The organism is Sulfurospirillum sp. E15m (assembly GCF_059415145.1).
The window spans coordinates 101112-115531 of the sequence record NZ_JCAHZS010000008.1 but is presented as its reverse complement, the minus strand read 5'-3'; the positions used below and the strand labels follow the sequence as shown (position 1 = coordinate 115531).

The 14420-nt window shown below is 42.9% G+C and carries 15 protein-coding genes and 1 tRNA gene; 15 read left to right on the top strand and 1 reads right to left on the bottom strand.

The features are described 5' to 3' along the window. Entirely contained in the window at window positions 1-384 is a 384-nt protein-coding gene (locus AC5SLP_RS11370; protein ID WP_495255271.1) for a FixH family protein, read from the bottom strand. 151 nt (window positions 385-535) lie between these two features. On the opposite strand from AC5SLP_RS11370, the gene AC5SLP_RS11365 reads away from it, so the two are divergent. The 15 genes from AC5SLP_RS11365 (at window position 536) to AC5SLP_RS11295 (ending at window position 14337) form a co-directional block, all read left to right on the top strand. After that, window positions 536-1345, top strand: a complete 810-nt coding sequence (locus tag AC5SLP_RS11365; RefSeq protein ID WP_495255270.1) for a DUF2059 domain-containing protein — start codon at window positions 536-538, stop codon at window positions 1343-1345. A gap of 150 nt (window positions 1346-1495) precedes the next feature. Beyond that, window positions 1496-2158, top strand: coding sequence for a response regulator transcription factor (locus AC5SLP_RS11360; RefSeq protein WP_495255269.1), 663 nt, complete (start codon window positions 1496-1498; stop codon window positions 2156-2158). After that, window positions 2139-3314: a sensor histidine kinase gene (locus AC5SLP_RS11355; RefSeq protein WP_495255268.1), complete on the top strand. Its 1176-nt coding sequence runs from the start codon at window positions 2139-2141 to the stop codon at window positions 3312-3314. Before AC5SLP_RS11360 ends, AC5SLP_RS11355 begins: the two co-directional genes overlap by 20 nt. Before the next feature lie 140 nt (window positions 3315-3454). Next, on the top strand, window positions 3455-3940 hold the full coding sequence (locus AC5SLP_RS11350; RefSeq protein WP_495255267.1) for a glutathione peroxidase: 486 nt from the start codon (window positions 3455-3457) through the stop codon (window positions 3938-3940). A gap of 219 nt (window positions 3941-4159) precedes the next feature. Further along, window positions 4160-4387, top strand: coding sequence for a DUF2061 domain-containing protein (locus AC5SLP_RS11345; RefSeq protein WP_495255266.1), 228 nt, complete (start codon window positions 4160-4162; stop codon window positions 4385-4387). Continuing rightward, a complete protein-coding gene (locus tag AC5SLP_RS11340) occupies window positions 4384-5076 on the top strand; it encodes a phosphoadenylyl-sulfate reductase (RefSeq protein WP_495255265.1) in 693 nt (230 codons plus the stop codon). The genes AC5SLP_RS11345 and AC5SLP_RS11340 overlap by 4 nt, the downstream gene beginning before the upstream one ends. 182 nt (window positions 5077-5258) lie before the next feature. Next, complete coding sequence (gene cysD / locus AC5SLP_RS11335; RefSeq protein ID WP_495255264.1) at window positions 5259-6137, top strand: sulfate adenylyltransferase subunit CysD; 879 nt, start codon at window positions 5259-5261, stop codon at window positions 6135-6137. Further along, complete coding sequence (locus AC5SLP_RS11330; protein WP_495255263.1) at window positions 6137-7510, top strand: sulfate adenylyltransferase subunit 1; 1374 nt, start codon at window positions 6137-6139, stop codon at window positions 7508-7510. The genes cysD and AC5SLP_RS11330 overlap by 1 nt, the downstream gene beginning before the upstream one ends. Window positions 7511-7609: 99 nt before the next feature. Then, complete coding sequence (gene thiS, locus AC5SLP_RS11325) at window positions 7610-7816, top strand: sulfur carrier protein ThiS (RefSeq protein ID WP_495255262.1); 207 nt, start codon at window positions 7610-7612, stop codon at window positions 7814-7816. After that, window positions 7813-8619: a HesA/MoeB/ThiF family protein gene (locus AC5SLP_RS11320; protein ID WP_495255261.1), complete on the top strand. Its 807-nt coding sequence runs from the start codon at window positions 7813-7815 to the stop codon at window positions 8617-8619. The genes thiS and AC5SLP_RS11320 overlap by 4 nt, the downstream gene beginning before the upstream one ends. Continuing rightward, the gene (locus AC5SLP_RS11315) at window positions 8616-9011 is read left to right on the top strand and encodes a M67 family metallopeptidase (protein WP_495255260.1); all 396 of its coding nucleotides are present in this window, start codon (window positions 8616-8618) and stop codon (window positions 9009-9011) included. Before AC5SLP_RS11320 ends, AC5SLP_RS11315 begins: the two co-directional genes overlap by 4 nt. 175 nt (window positions 9012-9186) lie before the next feature. After that, entirely contained in the window at window positions 9187-11472 is a 2286-nt protein-coding gene (locus AC5SLP_RS11310; RefSeq protein WP_495255259.1) for a ferredoxin-like domain-containing protein, read from the top strand. Then, on the top strand, window positions 11469-12737 hold the full coding sequence (gene cobA, locus AC5SLP_RS11305) for a uroporphyrinogen-III C-methyltransferase (protein WP_495255258.1): 1269 nt from the start codon (window positions 11469-11471) through the stop codon (window positions 12735-12737). The genes AC5SLP_RS11310 and cobA overlap by 4 nt, the downstream gene beginning before the upstream one ends. Before the next feature lie 143 nt (window positions 12738-12880). Then, on the top strand, window positions 12881-14161 hold the full coding sequence (locus AC5SLP_RS11300; RefSeq protein ID WP_495255257.1) for an aminotransferase class V-fold PLP-dependent enzyme: 1281 nt from the start codon (window positions 12881-12883) through the stop codon (window positions 14159-14161). Between the two features lie 100 nt (window positions 14162-14261). After that, window positions 14262-14337, top strand: a tRNA-Thr gene (locus AC5SLP_RS11295). Window positions 14338-14420: the final 83 nt, after the last annotated feature.

The following is a 14420-nucleotide window of genomic DNA, read 5'->3' as shown; positions in this document are numbered from 1 at the left end:
TTAAAGATTTACGCTAGATTTAAGACGTTGTTTTTTGCCGTCTTTCGTCTCAACCACGATGCTCACTTGCCATGTTCCGTGCATTGAAAACGTTGCATGCGCCATATACGAGTCGCCTTGATTCATCACATCTGCCTCAGATTCCATCGCAGGCATGCCTGGCATCTCTGGCATAAACACTTTCATGCTCACTTTGGCATCTTTCACGACTTTACCGTTCTCTTTCACGGTAATCGTAAACATATTCATACCCGTTGTTAAAGGCTTCGCACTTACATACTCAACCTCCAAATTTCCCGCCATACCTTTTTTGCTAACACCCTCAGCATAGGCACTGCTTAACCCTAATAACACCGCAAAAATCGCTACAAATAGCTTCTTCATTCTGACTCCTTATAAAGTTATGAGGGAAGTATAAGAGGTGTGTGTGTAGTTTTTGTGGAATGAGTATTTAAAAAATATATTCATTTATCTACTTTTATCATTATTATTGTTATACTCATTATGAAATTTTAATCATACTAATTGGAGAAACATGTTTAAATTTAGATATATAATGGCACTTCTTTTACTCATGGCATCTGTAAGTTATGCCGATGTTTCGGATAAATCACTCGATAAATTATTATCCCTATCAGGACTAGAGTCTCAGATCAATCAATATCCTGAACTAATTAAAGTAGGGCTAAATAAAGCTAAACAAAAAGATCACACCACTTCTGATACAAAATATAAATTAATGCTTAAAAGTGCTGAAGAGTCAATTGTACCTTCAATTATTGTTGATGGGATAAAAGCATCCTTAAAAAGCTCACTTAATGAAGAAGAAGTTAAAAAATTATTATTGTGGTATGAATCTGATTTAGGAAAAGAAATTACACGTGCTGAAGAAAAGGCTCAAACCCCTGAAGCATACCAACAAATGCTACAATCAGCCCCATCTCTTCTGCAAAATAAACAACGAGTTGAACTTGCTAATAGGTTCGATACATTGAGTGGTGCAACTGACCTGACAATGCACTTACAAAAGAATGGTAGTATCGCAATTTATTCAGCAATTATGACAGTAGCACAACCAAATGTACCATTAAATATTGCGGCATATGAAGCACAGTTGGATGCAAAAGATGCTCAAACAAGAGCGGAAACCAAACAAGTGGTTATTCTTTCTTTCGTGTATGCTTATCAGAATATTGAAATAGCTAAATTAAAAAAATATGAATCCTTTTTAAATGACTCTACAACAATAAAATTTAATAAAACTATTGCTGACAGTATGAATAAAGAACTTGAGTCTTCCATATTAAAATGGGCTGATTCATTAGCTAAGCTGCTTACAAAGTAAAAATATATGGCTATTTCTAGCCACTTATCCCCTCTGCGTTTAAGCTTATGTAGAGGGATAAGCTCAAACAAAGTATTTTATTTAAACACACATTATATGTAAACTTAAAAATGCAATAAGTCTCTTTTAGATTTCGTGTATAATGCCTCTATGAAAATCCTACTCCTAGAAGATGACCCAATACTTAGCGAAATCATTGAAGAGTTTTTAGTGGAACATGCTTTACATGTAAAACTCTTTTACGATGGCAAAGAGGCGCTTGAGGCTGTTTTTTCGGAACAGTTTGATTTGCTGCTTCTGGACATCAATGTTCCAAGTCTCAATGGCTTTGAGCTTCTAAACGAAATCAAAAACGCGCGCATTACCACACCGACTATTTTTATCAGCTCGCTCGACCAGATCAGCGATGTGAAAAAGGGGTTTGCGTTGGGTGCGGAAGATTACCTCAAAAAGCCGTTTGATCTAGAAGAGCTTTTAGTGCGTATTGAACGCACGAAGAAGTTGCACCACATTGACGCAGATGAGCGCATCACGCTTGCCGATGCACTCTTTTTTGACCCGAGCACTTTGGAGATTCACACCCCCAAGACTTCGTACAAACTTCGCAAAAAAGAGGCGCAGTTGTTGGAGTATTTTTTAAAACACAAAAATCGCGTGCTCAGTTTTGAGGAGATTATCGAAGAGGTGTGGCGTTTTGAGGAGATTCCTACGCACGCGACGGTTCGCACCTATATTAAAAACCTGCGCAGTTACGGGCTTGAAGCGTTGATTGAGAACACCAAAGGAGTGGGTTATGTCTTTAAGCCACTATGAAAAACGCTCTCTCGTTCGTTTTTTGCTCATTTATTTGATCTCGATTTATACGTTTATCTTCATTCTTGCGGGCATGTTTTACACCATCGAGAAGAAAAACATGTACGAAACGCACTCGCTTAAAATGAATACCCTCGCCTCTTCCATCTCGCATAAAATCATCACCGCCCACATGATGGACGATGAAAGGTTGGTTCATTGCTTGCATCAAGGCTTTATAGAGCAGTGTTTTGGTGTTGAAAAAGGGTTTGAAGTAGCGCTTTTTGGCATCGACCACACCCCTTTACATGTAACGTTTAACGATGCTCCTGATTTTACGAAAAAATTCTACCTCAAAGACAACAGTTTTTTCTACATTGATGACAGCGCACAACTGCATCTTGGCGTGCAGTACATCGTTATCAAAGAAAAACACATTTCACATCTTCTAAACGCGATTTTGTATGAAATCATTCTCTATCTTTTACTCAGCCTTGCCTTTGCAACGCTCCTTGGTTACGTGCTTGCCAAGCTCTTTTTAAAGCCCATCCAAGCGGAAATCGAAACGCTCGATACCTTCATCAAAGATTCCACGCATGAACTCAATACGCCCATCACGGCAATCTTGATGAGCATTGGCACGCTTAAAAATGTGGAAGAAAAAAAGCGCAAACGCATTGAACTCAGCGCCAAGCGCATCGCAACACTGTATGCAAACCTCAGTTACATGCTCTTGCACGACAAGAAAAATGAAGAGAAAAGCGATGTTGATGTGAAAAAACTCATCGAGGAACGGGTCGAATATTTTGCCGATTTGATGCTAAGCAAACGCATTGATTTAACGCTCGAACTGGAAGAAAAATTTTTACATGTAAATCAAGAAAGCCTTATCAAACTCATTGATAATCTGCTCTCTAACGCCATCAAATACAACCGTTTAGACGGAAGCATCGACGTGAGTCTGACACCAGAAAAACTCAGCATCAAAGACACTGGCATTGGCATCGAAAGTTCAAAATTAGGCGACATCACCAAGCGCTACAAACGCGCTAACAGCGATAAAGGCGGCTTTGGCATCGGCTTGGACATCGTAAACACCATCTGCAAAGACAATGGCTTTAGACTCGTCATCGACTCTGAAGTGAATGTTGGTTCTGTTTTTAATATTTACTTTTAAGCCAAAACATCCATTCGCTTGCGCTACAATAGTTGCGTCATCTGTTTACATACCGCAGATGAAAATGCATCTTATCCATATTTTCATAGGAGCGAGGCATGAAAACCTTTTCCTTACTCATGCTTATAGGGAGTCTTCTTATGGCAACACCGTCAATTTATGATTTTGAAGTGGTCGATATTCATCACCAACCCGTATCCATGGCTTCGTTTAAAGGCAAAGTCCTTCTCATCGTCAATACCGCCAGCAGGTGCGGCTTTACTCCGCAATTTGAAGGACTCGAAAAGCTCTACAAAACCTACCATGACCGAGGGTTTGAAGTCCTAGGCTTTCCGTGCAATCAATTCGCTTCTCAGGAACCTTTGAATGAAGCGCAGATTGAGAGCTTCTGTCAGCTGGATTATGGGGTAACGTTTCCCATGTTTGCCAAAATAGAGGTGAACGGGGACAATGCGCATCCTCTTTATCGTTTCCTAAAAGCTCAGGCAACGGGATTGTTGGGCAGTGAGTCCATCAAATGGAACTTTACGAAGTTTTTGATTGACCGTAACGGCACTGTCATCGAACGCTTTGCACCGGCGACGACGCCTGAATCCATCGAAGACGCGATTAAAAACTTACTTTAGTGATGGTGGGAATCGTCCCACCATCGACGCATCTTTTACAAAACCTTTTTGAATTCTTTCTAGTTAAAATATATCCATATCCATTTTTTAAATCGTCACTTATCATTTTTATAAGCACAAAAAATTTTGCTCCAATTTTAATCTTGACTATTTTAATAATTATACTTGACATTATCTTCTAAAACCGCTATTATTCTGAAAATTTTAAAAGGAGGCGTCATGATAGAGCATAAAAAACGAAGCATTGCAAAAGCAATTTCGTGGAGAGCAACAGGAACTATCGACACAATGCTTATTAGTTTTATCGTCACGGGAAGTCCGCTTGCTGCTGTTTCTATCGGCGCATTCGAGCTCATTACTAAAACGACGTTGTATTATTTTCATGAACGTGCGTGGAATAAGATTGATTTCGGGCGCGAAAAAACTGAGCCGGAGTATCAGATATGAGCAAAACATACGAATCTAAAATCGCTGAAGCTATTAAAGTATTGAAAGAGCATATTGGAGCGAAAGGTTTAAACGTGACGTTGGCCTTTAGCCACCAAAATGAAGATGCCATCGCCATCTCTTTAGCGCAAAAAGCGGGTATTGATTTTGATGTGTTTACGCTAGATACACACAAACTGTTTGATGAATCACATGCGTATGAAAAAGAGATAGAAGCCTTTTTTGGCATAACGATTCAACGTTTTAGCGCAAGCGATGATGCCATTGCTACGTTAGAAGCAAAAGTCGGAGAATATGGCATTTTTGATGATATTAGTTTACGCAAAGAGTGTTGTCATGTGCGAAAAATTATGCCTCTAAGGGAGGCATTAAAAAATTATGACGGCTGGATTAGCGGAATTCGCATCGCCCAATCCATTACCCGTAGTGACACACACTTAAAAGAATTTGATGAGAATTTTAAACTTTTGAAGTTTAACCCACTCGCTTTTTTTAGTGATGAAGAGGTTGAACGTTATATGGCTGAATATATCATTCCTAAAAATGCTCTTTACGCCAAAGGGTTTAAAAGCATCGGCTGCAAGCCTTGTACCAGAGCCGTGAAAGAAGGCGAAGATATCAGAGCAGGCAGATGGTGGTGGGAAAATCCCGAACATAAAGAGTGCGGATTGCATCTGCATAAAAGTTAATTCTGCCTCGCAGAGGCAAGCTTTAGTGGCATAGCGCCTAGCGTAGCGTGAGAAACTTTGCTTTGAATGCGTATTAAAAATCAAAAGCGAAGCGTGGGCATTCTGCCGAAGAAAACTCAGCGTTAGCGTAGCCAAAAGAAGCTTTGCTCTGTTGGCGTTATAAAAAATGAAGGATTAAATTAATGGATCATCTAGACAGACTTGAAGCCCAGAGTATTTATATTTTGCGTGAAGCGTATCGAAGCTTCCCCAATCTTGCCATGCTTTGGAGCATCGGCAAAGATAGCACCGTACTCTTGTGGCTGACTCGAAAAGCATTTTTTGGACACGTACCTTACCCATTGGTACACATTGATACAGCGTTTAAAATTCCAGAGATGATTCGTTACCGTGATGAAATCGCCATCCAATGGGACTTAAACTTAGTCGTTGGACAAAACAAAGAAGCGCTTGCCAAAGGCGAAACTTTCGTGAATGGACTTGATCGTTTGAGTTGCTGTAAAAAGCTCAAAAGCGACGCGCTCAAATACACGCTCGATGGAACATGGGCAAGACGCAAATGGAACCCTTACAAAAAAGTATGGGAAGATGAATTAAACGGAGCACCCTATACGGGCGTTATCGTAGGTGTTAGAGCCGATGAAGAGGGAAGCCGCTCCAAAGAGCGTGTTTTCTCAGCACGTGATGAAAAAAGCGAATGGGACGCAAGTACCCAACCACCAGAGCTTTGGAATCAGTACAAAACGGACTTTGCACCAGGAACACATGTGCGCATTCACCCGCTTTTAGAGTGGACGGAGCTGAACATTTGGGAGTATATAGAGAGGGAAAACATTCCTATTATCTCACTCTATTTTGATCAAGGCAACGGCAAACGCTACCGCTCTTTAGGTTGTTTTCCCTGCACCGCTCCTGTGGATTCGGTGGCATCTAACCCAAAAGAGATTATCGAAGAGCTTACCAGTGGAAAGTTCAAAGACATCGCAGAACGCTCAGGTCGTGCCCAAGATAAAGACGGCGGCGGCACACTTGAAGCACTCAGAAAAGAAGGATATATGTAATGCAAAGACTGAATATTGTCATCACAGGGCACGTCGATCACGGCAAAAGTACGCTCATCGGGCGTCTGCTTGCCGACACCGACTCATTGCCACAGGGAAAACTAGAGAGTGTGAAAAAGATGTGTGAAAACAATGCACGTCCGTTTGAGTATGCCTTCTTGCTTGACGCACTTGCCGATGAGCAAAAGCAAGGCATTACGATAGACAGTGCGCGTGTTTTTTTCCAAAGTAAAAAACGTGAGTACATCATCATCGACGCACCCGGTCATATCGAATTTTTGAAAAACATGATTAGCGGAGCGTCACGTGCGGAAGCGGCGCTTTTGCTCATTGATGCGAAAGAAGGCGTAGCGGAAAACTCCAAACGTCACGGAATGTTGCTTTCCCTTTTAGGCATCAAACAAGTAGCGATTGTGGTCAATAAAATGGACTTAGTGGGTTTTAGCGAAATTACTTTTAACAAACTGAAAATTGAGTACAGCGAATACCTCGCAACACTGGGTGTGAAAAGCGATATTTTCATCCCAATCAGTGCGCGTGAAGGAGTCAATCTCATAGAGCATTCCGCCTCTACGCCTTGGTATCAAGGACCGACTGTCTTAGAAATTTTAGATAGTTTCAAAAGTGTGGAAGAAAAAAAAGAAGAGCATTTTAGAATGCCTTTACAAGATGTGTATAAATTTACACGCGATAACGACGATAGACGCATTTACGCAGGAACCGTGACCAGTGGAGAATTACATGTAAACGATGAAGTCATCTTTTACCCTTCTTTGAAACGTTCACGTGTGGCGAGCATCGAGAGTTTTAACACGCCTCTGAAAACGAGTGTGAAAGAGAGCGAAGCGATCGGCTTTACGCTTCAAACGCAAATTTATGTGCGCAATGGCGAAGTGGTAGCAAGGGCTGACCAGAGTGAGCCAAAGGTGAGCAACCGCTTTGTTGCCAATCTTTTTTGGTTGGGCGCCAAACCTTTGGAGCTTGATAAGCCGTATAAAATCAAGATAGGTTCGGCACAAAGTACCATCTATCTTGAAGAGATTAAACGTGTGATTGATGGCGATACGCTAGACCACGCCGATGAGCCAAGTGTGGGTCGTCATGAAGCCGCCAACGTGGTTTTTCGTTTGCATGATATTTTAGCGATGGAACAATTTGACGAGAACCAAAAATTGGGACGTTTCGTCATCGTCGATGAGTATGATATTGCCGGTGGTGGCATTATCACGGAAGTGCTGGAGCCTTATGCGAATCGTCGTACAAAAACGCATTCGGTGGCATCGACTTTAGTTGGAAAAGCAGACGACAACGCAGAGTTTGAAGAGGAGCTTTTTGCCCTGCTTCGCAAACATTTTCCACATCAGTTTACCTAAAATTTCTGCCTCTTTGAGGCAAGCTTTAGTGTCACAGCGGCTAGCGTAGCCAACAAAGCTTTGCTTTTTTGGCGTTATTAAAAATAAAAAAGGACAACTATGAAACTTACCATTAATGGCGATTCAAAAGAGATTAAGGACGGCATTGCTCTTTCTGAGCTACTGATTATTGAAAATGTTGAAATGCCAGAGATGGTTTCCGTTCAACTCAACGATGAGTTTTTAACCAAAGAAGAGCATGCAGTAACCGTGCTTAAAGAAGGCGATGAAATCAACTTTTTATACTTTATGGGAGGCGGCGCGTGAAAGAGTTTAGCGATGAGGAATTAGAGCGTTATTCACGCCATATTATCCTCCAAGATGTTGGTATTGAAGGACAGGAGAAAATTTCAAATTCCAAAGTGCTTGTCATCGGTGCAGGCGGACTTGGTTCACCCGTAGCGCTTTACTTAGCCGCAGCAGGCGTGGGGGAAATCGGCATCGTTGATGGCGATGTGGTCGATTTAAGTAACCTTCAGCGTCAAGTCATTCACACGACAACCGAAGTGGGTGTGCCTAAAGTACTCTCCGCTAAAGCGAAGATGGAAGCGATTAATCCCAATGTCAAAGTCACGGTGTATCAGAAATTTTTAGATGCGTCAAATATCCTTGACATCGTTAAGGGGTATGATTTTGTCATCGATGGAACCGACAACTTTTCGGCAAAATTTCTCATCAACGATGCGTGTGTTTTGGCAAACGTCCCTTATTCACACGGCGGCATTTTACGCTTTGGCGGACAAACGATGACCATTAAACCCCATGAGAGTGCATGTTATGCGTGTGTGTTTGATAGCCCTCCGCCAGCCAACGCCATTCCGACATGTTCGAGTGCGGGTATCTTAGGTGCTGTTGCAGGTATGCTTGGAACCATTCAAGCCGCGGAAGCACTCAAATACATCGTTGGCGTGGGTGAGCCTTTGTACAACAGACTTTTAACGTTTGATGCCAAAACGATGAATTTTAGAAACGTCAATTTTAAGAAAAACCCGAAATGTCGCGTCTGTGGAGGCGAAGGTATTAAAGAAATTAAAGATTACGAAGCGGTGGTCTGTGAGGCAAAACTATGATAAAAATTCCTCAAAGTGCGTACAACGAGATGATTCTCCATGCACTCAAAGACAACCCCATCGAGGCGTGTGGGTACTTGGCTGGACTGAATGGCGAAGTCAAGTACGCTATTCCGATGCAAAATACCGACGCGAGTAATGAGCATTTTAGCTTTGACCCTCAGGAGCAGTTTGATGCGTTTAAAAAGACGCAAAAAGAGGGGTTGCGTTTAATTGGGGTGTATCATTCTCACCCAGAAACGCCCGCACGCCCCAGTGAAGAAGATATTCGTTTGGCATATGATCCCAATGTAAGTTATATTATTATCTCACTTGCGGATGATGCGCCTGATATGAAGTCATTTATTATCAAAAATAAAACGGTTGAAAAAGAAGAAATTAACATTATTTAAAGTCCTGAAGAAGGCGCGTAGAAAAAATCTGCACGAGACACCTTGTGCCGATGGGACAAAAAGCGTAAGCGTTTTGGGGCTCCCATCGTGTCTCAACCGTGTCGAGAAAAGATTTATTTCGGAAGCTGCCTTCTTCATCCAAAACGTTTACATGTAACAACAAGGAGTTACGATTATGAGCAAGTATGAAATTCCTCAATTGGTCTACGATGACCTCGAAGTTTTTAAAAAAAATCATGCCGACTTTTTAGCAGGTACACTCGATGACCTGACCTTTAAAACAATGCGTGTGCCTTTTGGTGTGTACGAGCAAAGAGAAGCCAATACCTTTATGGTGCGCATTAAACTCGCAGGGGGTATTCTCACTCCAAAACAGCTTTTAACGTTGGCGGATTTGGCAGAAAAATATGCCCATGAAAGCCTTCATATCACAACGCGCGGTGGCGTGCAACTGCACTATGTTAAAATCGAAGACATTATCAGCATCATCGAAACATTACACTCCATCAGCCTAAGTGGTCGCGGTGGCGGTGGCAATACGGTGCGAAATGTTATGGCAGACCCACTCGCAGGAACGGCACAAGATGAAGTCTTTGATGTCTCCCCTTATGCGCTTGCCATTACATCAAAGATGTTAGAGCAAAAAGATTCGTTCGCGCTTCCTCGCAAATTCAAAATCACGTTTAGTGGCTCAGAAGCAGACCGCGGTTACGCGACAATTCACGATGTGGGCTTTATCGCCAAGATTCAAGATGGCGTGAAAGGCTTTAAGCTCTTTACCGCGGGAGGCATGGGTGCAAAATCTCGTTTAGGAACAAAATTGCGTGATTTTATACCCGATACCGAAGCCTTTTTATACGCGCAAGCCATCAAGCAAGTGTTCGATAAATATGGCAACCGTAAAAACAAACATGCCGCACGTCTTCGCTTTTTATTTGAAGATTTGGGCTTGGAAGAGTTTAACAAACTCCTAGAAGTGGAACTAAATGATGTACGCGCCAAGGGTGATTGGGAGATGGACATTGAAGCGATTGAGCGAACCGTGGGCGATACCACGCATGAGCCTTTCGTTGTGCCAGAGAACATCAAAAAATGGTGGAATCGTTATGTCTATGCACAAAAACAAGCGGGACTTTATGGCTGTAAAGTGCCTGTGCATTTGGGAGATATTCACTTCAATAATGCTCGTGCCCTAGCAAATGCGTTGCTTCCATTTGGGGAAGATGTGCTTCGTTTTACGGGAGACCAAAACCTTTATATTCGTAATCTCACCGCACCGCAAATAGCAAGTTTGCACGACATCTTGCAACATTTTTCCAAAGATGTCGTACGCCCAACGCTCTTTGGTGATATGGTCGCGTGTACGGGAGCGGCAACATGTCAGCTTGGCATTGCTCGTCCCAGAGGTGCGGTGGATGCGATTCAAAAGCGTTTGAGCAAACTTTTAGACGAACGCGATTATGACGCACTTCAAGGTTTCAAAATTCATTTATCGGGCTGTCCGAACAGTTGTGGAAAACACCTTATCGGCGACCTAGGATTTTTTGGAAAAGTCCAACGCAATGAAGGCTACTCTTACCCAGCCTACAACGTCGTCGCAGGTTCTCGCACAAGCGGAGAAGGAAGCGTTTACGCTCAAAAAGCGGGCGATGTTGCGGCGTTTCATGTACCTGCTTTTGTGGAAGAAGTGTTGGATACATGGCTCAACCATGTAAAAGCATATGAAAGTTTTGCCGACTGGATTGACGATGGTGGACTTGCCATCATCACCGAAATCAGTAAAAAATACGTCGATATTCCTTCGTTCAAAGAGGATAAAAATCCGTATTTTGATTACGATGCCGTAGAGCTTTTCTCTCTCAAAGGTAGAGGGATGGGTGAATGTAGCGCAGGCATGTACGACCTTATCGAAGCCGACAAAAAAGCGCTCAAAGAAGCGTTAGAAAAAGAAGAAAAAGATTTTGAGTTGATTCGTCTTTTATCTGCTCGTATGCTCCTTGTCACACGAGGTGAAGATGCGCGCGATAAAGCGGGCGTTCTCAAAGCGTTTAAAACGCATTTTATCGACACAACGCTGCTCAACGCGTATTTTGGCACAATGCTAGAAGGTGATGCGGATGAAAAATCGATTGAACTTGCCGAAGAGGTGATGAAGCTTTATGCGAGTATGGATCATACGCTTAAATTTGCCAAAGAAAAAGAGATCGCGGCCGCCGCAGCAGAAGTCAAAGAGGACAAAGCGGTGCATTTTAAAGACCTTAGCGGCGTGGCGTGTCCGATGAATTTTGTGAAAACGAAGATGGAACTCTCCAAAATCGGAAGCGGTGATGTTTTAGAAATACTGCTTGATGATGGCGCACCGATAGACAATGTGCCAAAATCCGTCGCGGGCGAAGGACATAAAGTCGAAGCTACCACCAAAGAGGGCAATGGCTGGCGCGTAAGGATCGTGAAAAAATGAGCACCTTAGGTATCGCGCTTACGCCCAAAAAAACGCTTCTCATCGGTGCAGGCAAAGTCGCCGCCCAGAAAGCGCGCGTGCTCGATAGCCTTGATTTTGCGTATGAGATTGTCGCAACTGAGGTTTTGGACGACTATTTTGCGTCCAAAACCTTTACATGTAAAGCGTTTGAAGATAAAGACGCGGAGGGGTTTGAGGTGATTATCGACGCAACAGGTAATGAAAACGTTACACAACGTTTAGTTGCACTGAAACCTCATCTTCACTTTTGGCTCAATGTCGTCGATGTGCCCGAACTGTGCGATTTTTACTTTAGCGCGCTTACGCGCCGTGGGGACATTCAAGTGGCCGTCAGCAGTGGCGGCAGCTCACCAACCTTGGCACAAGTGATTCGTGACAAGATTGAGCGCATTTTACCGCGCGATTTGACCTCTTTGATTGAACGCCTCAAAACTGAGCGCAAAAAGCCTGAGCGCGACCTCGAAAACCTGCGAAGCATTGCTAAAGCAGGAGTAGGCAAGGTTTTTCTCATTGGGTGTGGAACAGGTTATGTTGGAAATCTCACGCTCGATGCACTCCAAGCATTTGAGCTTTTAGACGTTGCATTGGTCGATGCTTTGGTCTCCAAAGAGATTCAAGCGTTGTTACCCTCTTCGTGTACGATTGTCGATGTCAGTAAGAAAAAAGGATTTCACTCCAAAAGCCAAGATGAAATCAATGCGCTTTTAGTGGAATACGCCAAACAAGGGCTCGTTGTCGGACGACTCAAAGGAGGCGACCCGCTTTTGTTTGGAAGACTCGGCGAAGAGAAGCAGATTTTGAGCCAACAGGACATCGCGTTTGAGGTCATCAATGGCATTACTTCAGCGCTTCGCTCCTGCACGGTTTCAGGCATTGTACCGACGATTCGTGACATCTCAAAAGGTGTCACCATCGTCTCAGCACACCTAAGAGAAACACTGTTTAACGATGACTGGGTGCATATTTTAAAACAACCTTTGCACACCGTCATCGTTTTAATGGCACACAGTTTTGCCGGTAAAATTCAAGCTTCTATCGCAAAAGAAGGTATCGACCCAAATCTTCCCGCGGCATTTGTCTCAAAAATAGACCTACCAGAGCAAGTGACCATAGTGGGAACTGTGGAAAAATTAGATAAAATGAGCGCATTATGTGCTACACCCGCGGTCTTAATCATCGGTGAGTGCGTAGCACGTGAGAACATACTGCCCGCTGAGAATAGCGGTAAAATTATTTACATGTAAAAAGCTAATCGCGCAGAAAAAACCTGAACGAGACACCCCCAGCCGATGGAACGAAGCGTGAGCGTTTCGGGGCTCCCATCGTGTCTGGGCCGTGCCATGAGAGGGTTTATTTCGAAGTTGATTAGCCTTATAAAGGATATTTTATGGGATTTACGACCAAAGCATTGCATGCCAAACCTGCACACAAAGACCAATATGGCGCGATGCGCTTCCCTATTTACCAAAGTTCAGCGTTTGAGTTTGAAAAAGCAGAAGACTTAGAGGCTGTTTTTAAAGGTCAAAAAATGGGGCATGTCTATACACGCTCTTCCAATCCATCCATTGAAGAGTTTGAACTCAAAATCAAAGCCATCAGTGGTGCGTTTGGAGTTATTGCAACAGCAACAGGTATGGCTGCCATCTCCAATGCTTTTTTTGCGCTGTTAAAAAGTGGCGATAACATCATCACCACCAAGTATCTTTTTGGCAACACGCTCTCTCTTTTCCAAACACTTTTCAGTGACTTTGGGGTGGAAGTGCGTTATGTGGATTTGAGCGATTTAGAAGCCATTAAAGCGAATATTGATGATAAAACACGCTTTTTGTTTTGTGAAAGTATCAGCAATCCACAGCTCATTGTGCCTGATTTTGGGGCGATTAAAGATGTGTTAGAAGAGCAAAATGTGCCTTTCATCGTCGATACAACCGCAACACCTTGGAATATTTTCGATGCAAAAAAACACGGTGTGGATATTGAGATTATCTCCGCGACCAAGTACATCAGTGGCGGCGGGCATGTTTTAGGCGGCTTGATTGTCGATAATGGCACATTTAACTGGAAAAATCACGCAAATTTGGCATCGTACTACAAAAAATTTGGTCCCAATGCTTTTATGGCACGTCTTCGTAAAGAGACCTACCGCAACTTGGGAGCTTCACTTTCGCCACAAAGTGCTTACTTGCTCTCTCTTGGGCTTGAAACACTGGATTTAAGAGTGCAAAGAAGCTGTCAAAATGCACTGTTAGTCGCACAACATTTACAAAGTAAAGCCGAAATCATTAGCGTTGAGTATCCGTTTTTAGAGAGTTCATCGGCGTTTGCTAACGCGTCTAAACAGTTTAGCGGCGGTGGCGGTATTATCAGCTTTAGCTTTAAAGACAAAGAGAGTGCGTATGCTTTTTTAAACCGCCTCAACATCATCAAGCGAGGCACAAACGTTCAAGACAATAAATCCTTAGCGATTGCGACGTACCATACGATTTATGCGGAGTATTCCACAGAACAAAAAGCAGCGTTTGGACTAACCGAGGGGATGATTCGCCTCTCTGTTGGTATTGAGGATGTAGAAGATTTACTCGCAGATATCGACCAAGCGTTGATAGTAGAAGAGACTACTTCGTGGAAAGATAACGAACCTAAAGAGAACTATCTTTTTGATGTTTAAGCGTTTGAGTGAATGAAAAGTGTTACATGTAAACCCTAAATTCACGCAAAAGGGTCTGTTTTAAAATAAAAAAAGTAAACATGGGGTAAAATTTCATCGCGCTGGTGTAGCTCAGCTGGTAGAGCAGTTGATCCGTAATCAACAGGTCGGGGGTTCGAGCCCCTTCACCAGCTCCAGCCTCTTCAAAATTCCCCATGTTTTAATGCTAAACGTTTAACTTCCCTGCCTTTTAAATCTTTACATGTAAAGAAATGTTAAA

What these genes read in the sequence shown, in the direction of transcription:
- AC5SLP_RS11315 (WP_495255260.1), top strand. Translation starts at nt 8,616, where the DNA reads ATGATAAAAATTCCTCAAAGTGCGTACAACGAGATGATTCTCCATGCA.
- cysD (WP_495255264.1), top strand. Translation starts at nt 5,259, where the DNA reads ATGGATCATCTAGACAGACTTGAAGCCCAGAGTATTTATATTTTGCGT.
- thiS (WP_495255262.1), top strand. Translation starts at nt 7,610, where the DNA reads ATGAAACTTACCATTAATGGCGATTCAAAAGAGATTAAGGACGGCATT.
- cobA (WP_495255258.1), top strand. Translation starts at nt 11,469, where the DNA reads ATGAGCACCTTAGGTATCGCGCTTACGCCCAAAAAAACGCTTCTCATC.
- AC5SLP_RS11340 (WP_495255265.1), top strand. Translation starts at nt 4,384, where the DNA reads ATGAGCAAAACATACGAATCTAAAATCGCTGAAGCTATTAAAGTATTG.
- AC5SLP_RS11370 (WP_495255271.1), bottom strand. Translation starts at nt 384, where the DNA reads ATGAAGAAGCTATTTGTAGCGATTTTTGCGGTGTTATTAGGGTTAAGC.
- AC5SLP_RS11310 (WP_495255259.1), top strand. Translation starts at nt 9,187, where the DNA reads ATGAGCAAGTATGAAATTCCTCAATTGGTCTACGATGACCTCGAAGTT.
- AC5SLP_RS11350 (WP_495255267.1), top strand. Translation starts at nt 3,455, where the DNA reads ATGGCAACACCGTCAATTTATGATTTTGAAGTGGTCGATATTCATCAC.
- AC5SLP_RS11360 (WP_495255269.1), top strand. Translation starts at nt 1,496, where the DNA reads ATGAAAATCCTACTCCTAGAAGATGACCCAATACTTAGCGAAATCATT.
- AC5SLP_RS11355 (WP_495255268.1), top strand. Translation starts at nt 2,139, where the DNA reads ATGTCTTTAAGCCACTATGAAAAACGCTCTCTCGTTCGTTTTTTGCTC.
- AC5SLP_RS11300 (WP_495255257.1), top strand. Translation starts at nt 12,881, where the DNA reads ATGGGATTTACGACCAAAGCATTGCATGCCAAACCTGCACACAAAGAC.
- AC5SLP_RS11330 (WP_495255263.1), top strand. Translation starts at nt 6,137, where the DNA reads ATGCAAAGACTGAATATTGTCATCACAGGGCACGTCGATCACGGCAAA.
- AC5SLP_RS11345 (WP_495255266.1), top strand. Translation starts at nt 4,160, where the DNA reads ATGATAGAGCATAAAAAACGAAGCATTGCAAAAGCAATTTCGTGGAGA.
- AC5SLP_RS11365 (WP_495255270.1), top strand. Translation starts at nt 536, where the DNA reads ATGTTTAAATTTAGATATATAATGGCACTTCTTTTACTCATGGCATCT.